Here is a 3698-nt window from a genome sequence, read left to right as displayed (position 1 = left end):
TTCTTATTCTCCTCCTTTTCCCTAATTACGTTAAGTTAGCAATACCTTACCTTTTCCTTTACTTGCTTAATGGTGTTATGGGCAATATAATGGTTGGAATGGACATGTTCACTGAGACAGCGATAACAGGGAATCTCTTCCTAATAATAAGGTGGGGAATCTCAATAATTGCCGTCCTCTCTCATAACATTTACCTTTTCATTGAAATATGGACTTTGGGAGGAATTATCTCAGTCTCCATGAACTACGCTTTTCTCAGTAGGAAAGTGGGGTTAATATTACCTTCTTTTGACTTTGCTTTTCTCTCTAAGCACTTCAAGGAAGGTTTACCTCTTTATCTATCTTCTTCAGCATCTTTCCTCTCTTCACAAGGTGACAGAGTAACTACTGCTTATCTGCTGGGCTCATACTATCTGGGTTTGTATCAATTTTCAGCTTTAGTAGCTGGAGTTCCTTCGATGTTTTTAGGTTCAATGAGCGGAGTGCTGTTACCCACAGCTTCTTTTTATAAGGCTTTAGGTAGTGACGAGAAGAAGATGTCGTCAATTTCTTTTCGCGTGTTGTCTTTAATTACCTTTCTTGCCGTCATTATTTCAATACCGGTAGCAGTCTTAGTTGTTGAGAAGTTTTTCCCAGCTTATACTGCCGGACTTGAAGTTTTAATTCTCCTCCTTTTGGCAACTACTCTTCCTTTTCCTATAGGTTCTTTAACGACCTTCATCATAGTCGCTAAAAAATCATTAAGACCATTCCTACTACTTTCTATTCTTAACGGTAGCCTAGTTTTGTCGACCTCCTATTTATTAATTCCTAGAATTGGGATAATGGGAGGTGCAATTTCACAAATCGTGGTATCAATTATTTCCTCAATTTTCGTTATAATTTACGCACTAAAAGAAAACGTTTTTGTTTTGGGTAGAAAAGAAGCCGTTTTGTTAACTCTAATACCTTTAGTAGGCCTTTATGAGGTTTTCGTTGATCCTCCGTACTTAAACTTCCTTCTCCCTCTTTTAGTCATCTTATTTTTTAAAACGTTTAAGGTGATAGAAAGGGGAGATGTGAAATTAGTTAAATCGTTTTTGCCGTCTGAACTTAAGTTCATATCTTATATTCTGGAGTTGATGAGCTGAATTTTAACTCGTTCATCAACTTTGTTTAGTCTGTAAATTTCTGACTTATCTTGGAAAATTTTTGACGATATAAATTATTAGACATTAATGTGTTGACTAAAATTACATACGCTATCAAGGCTGTCGTATACCCAAAATCTGTAAAACGCTCGATGGGACACTAATGTTTTCGAAAATATATATCATATCTGTTATTAACCTTTCCAGAGGAGGTCAATTATTGCAATTTTCTATCACGATACAGAGCTTTTAATATGGACGGTAGGGGCTTTAATAAAGGCAACATATTATCAACTATATCTTCCGTTCAAGTTCTTCCTAGAACGTATTGAGGGAAAAACTTCGAAATGAAAAGGGGGAAATAGCGTAACCTAAAATAGCCACGAGTAGGGAAATTAGAGTGACAATTCTAAAACTCACGGAAGAAATCTCCTTAATGTCCTTTCCCTTTGTGTAATAATACGTCGAGGAAGGGAGAAGAGAAGAAGAGAAAGACGAGATAACCATTGATGGAACAACTGCAGCTAGGGCTACTAGTTGATAAATACCCAAGTAATAGGAGCCTAAAAGGAAAGCAGTAACTACTCTGTCCCCTTGACCAGAAATGAAATAAACGATACCGGTTAAGTATATAGGAAAACCTACCTTTGCAATTTCCTTAAAAATAGTTTTATCTAGGTATTCCTTCAATGCGTTTGTTAATTCTGTCTTTAACTTCAACGATGCCGTTACAACTCTTATCCACTTTTTATGATAGCCGCAAAAAAGGATTATAGACCTTTCATAATTATGAGCGTTATCAGCACAGCTGAGGTTGTAGGAGTGTCTTATTATCTTATTCCTAGGATAGGTATCTACGGAGTGGCGATTGCTCAAGCTTTTAACGTGTCTATTACTTCACTTCTCTACTTACTCTTTTCTCATATCCAAGGTGTATTCAAACTGGAAAGGAGGGAAATTGCAAGTCTCGCGTCAATATGTTTATCTTTTTTGGCTTTGACAAATTGGGAAGTTATATTAATAGTAGTTCTTTTGGGTTTCCAAATTATTAGGAATAATAAGTAATGAAGAAGTTAAGGTAATTAAAGGCTTTACTCCCTATAGTTTAAAGAGGATAACTAGGATTCTTTATTTAATCACGAGATAATGAAAGAGTTTGATAATTAAGTTTCTACTAGCCGACAGCTACTATATAGTAAGATTTGTTAAATATTAAAATCAAAAGAGAACATTATACGACAAATAAGAGCAGACAAAACTCCTTTGGTATATTACCATTTATACGCTCTGTTATAAGATTGATAAGGAGGTCATAGGGAAATTCCTCTCATTCTCTTTCCTCGTCTTACAATTTTTCTTAGTCCTCCTCTTCTCCAAATACGTTAAGTTAACAATACCTTATATTTTCCTTTTAGGTTGGTAGGGGTCTTGAGCCTTTTAACGGGTATTATGAGAGGCTTATTGCGGGGGGGTGCTACCAAGGCTACTTGTGCTCTTGCCGGAAAGATTCCCAGCATTTATCAACAAATATTAAGTCTATTGCCCTTATGACTAACAGATTTGAGTATAAACGATCCTTAATTTCATCGTATTTTTTCTGTTCATAAAGTTCTGCTATAACCGAACCCTTACCTACTCTTTTCGGTATCTGTTGACCGGATAACTGTTCCAATTTAGAAGCGCAGTTCTCTAGTCTATTTCCTTTAAATCTCATGTTGTTCAATGTTAAGCAAACTTGGAAATAGTCTACAGTGAAGGCATCATAAAATAAGAGGTTAGCATCTTTAACGTCCTTTACGCCTAGTTCCTTACCCCTCTGCACTAGCAATGGAATGTCATACCTAAGTATATTAAAACCTATTATTATCTTAATATCATCAAGTTTTTCAAGTAATTGATAGAACCTTGAGATAATCTCTTCCTCGGTGGTATTCTCGTCGGTTTCTATATATTTCCAAATTCCAGATGACGGGATAGGGTCACCCCATTTATATTCTTTAACTTCATCTTTAGGGTCTGTAGAATCGTTGTACCCAAATTCTATTAACATTCCTAATGCTATTATCTTCTCGTCCAAAAATGCACCATTAGGCCTATAAGTTTCTAAATCTAAGTAAATCTTAACCATAAGAAGATATTCGATTCGAGATTTATATAATTATCCAATACATAATTGTGTAGTATCTTAATACTTAATATTACCATATAAGCACCATATGCTAACGCCTCTAACAAATCTACGGGGATAGAGAGTCTAGCGTGACTCCCACATGGAAGTCCATGACGTTTACTCCCTTACCCCTAGGTACTCTAAAACTCTTCCTAACCTTGTAAACACCATCCTTTATAACGTGATAGCATTTATTGGAAAATCCTCGCATTATAATATCCTCATAAAGGACTCCATTAATATTTATAATTTAATATTTTTTTAATGATATATCATAAAAAAATCTAATGTGTACATAATGGAACCTCAAAATTTATCTCCACATGATTTTGAAAATTATTTAACTCTAGAATTTTCCCTAAAATGCGATAACAAATGCCGGAAAGCTAGCCAGCAAG

General features: G+C 35.2%; 3 protein-coding genes and 2 pseudogenes. 2 read left to right on the top strand and 3 right to left on the bottom strand.

Going from position 1 to position 3698, the window contains the following annotated elements; translation table 11 throughout:
* The coding region (locus WIW89_RS13155) for a lipopolysaccharide biosynthesis protein (RefSeq protein WP_337721097.1) at positions 1-1130 on the top strand (1130 nt) is incomplete at its 5' end.
* A 318-nt stretch (positions 1131-1448) separates the two neighbouring features.
* Here the strand turns inward: WIW89_RS13155 and WIW89_RS13150 are convergent.
* Positions 1449-1820 carry an oligosaccharide flippase family protein gene (locus WIW89_RS13150; protein ID WP_443296667.1) on the bottom strand — a complete coding sequence of 124 codons (372 nt, stop codon included), beginning with the start codon at positions 1818-1820 and terminating at the stop codon, positions 1449-1451.
* On the opposite strand from WIW89_RS13150, the pseudogene WIW89_RS13145 reads away from it, so the two are divergent.
* A pseudogene (locus WIW89_RS13145) lies at positions 1799-2277 on the top strand (oligosaccharide flippase family protein); the annotation flags it as partial. The gene WIW89_RS13150 and the pseudogene WIW89_RS13145 overlap by 22 nt on opposite strands.
* Positions 2278-2613: 336 nt before the next feature.
* Here the strand turns inward: WIW89_RS13145 and WIW89_RS13140 are convergent.
* Positions 2614-3258, bottom strand: a complete 645-nt coding sequence (locus tag WIW89_RS13140) for a 3'-5' exonuclease (protein WP_337721096.1) — start codon at positions 3256-3258, stop codon at positions 2614-2616.
* Positions 3259-3367: 109 nt separating this feature from the next.
* Positions 3368-3526: pseudogene (locus tag WIW89_RS13135) on the bottom strand (IS110 family transposase); the annotation flags it as partial.
* Between the last annotated feature and the right edge of the window lie 172 nt (positions 3527-3698).

This window comes from Stygiolobus sp. CP850M (genome assembly GCF_037389425.1).
Lineage (GTDB): Archaea > Thermoproteota > Thermoprotei_A > Sulfolobales > Sulfolobaceae > Stygiolobus.
The sequence above is the reverse complement of the archived record's forward strand: the minus strand, read 5'-3'. Positions and strand labels throughout refer to the sequence as shown.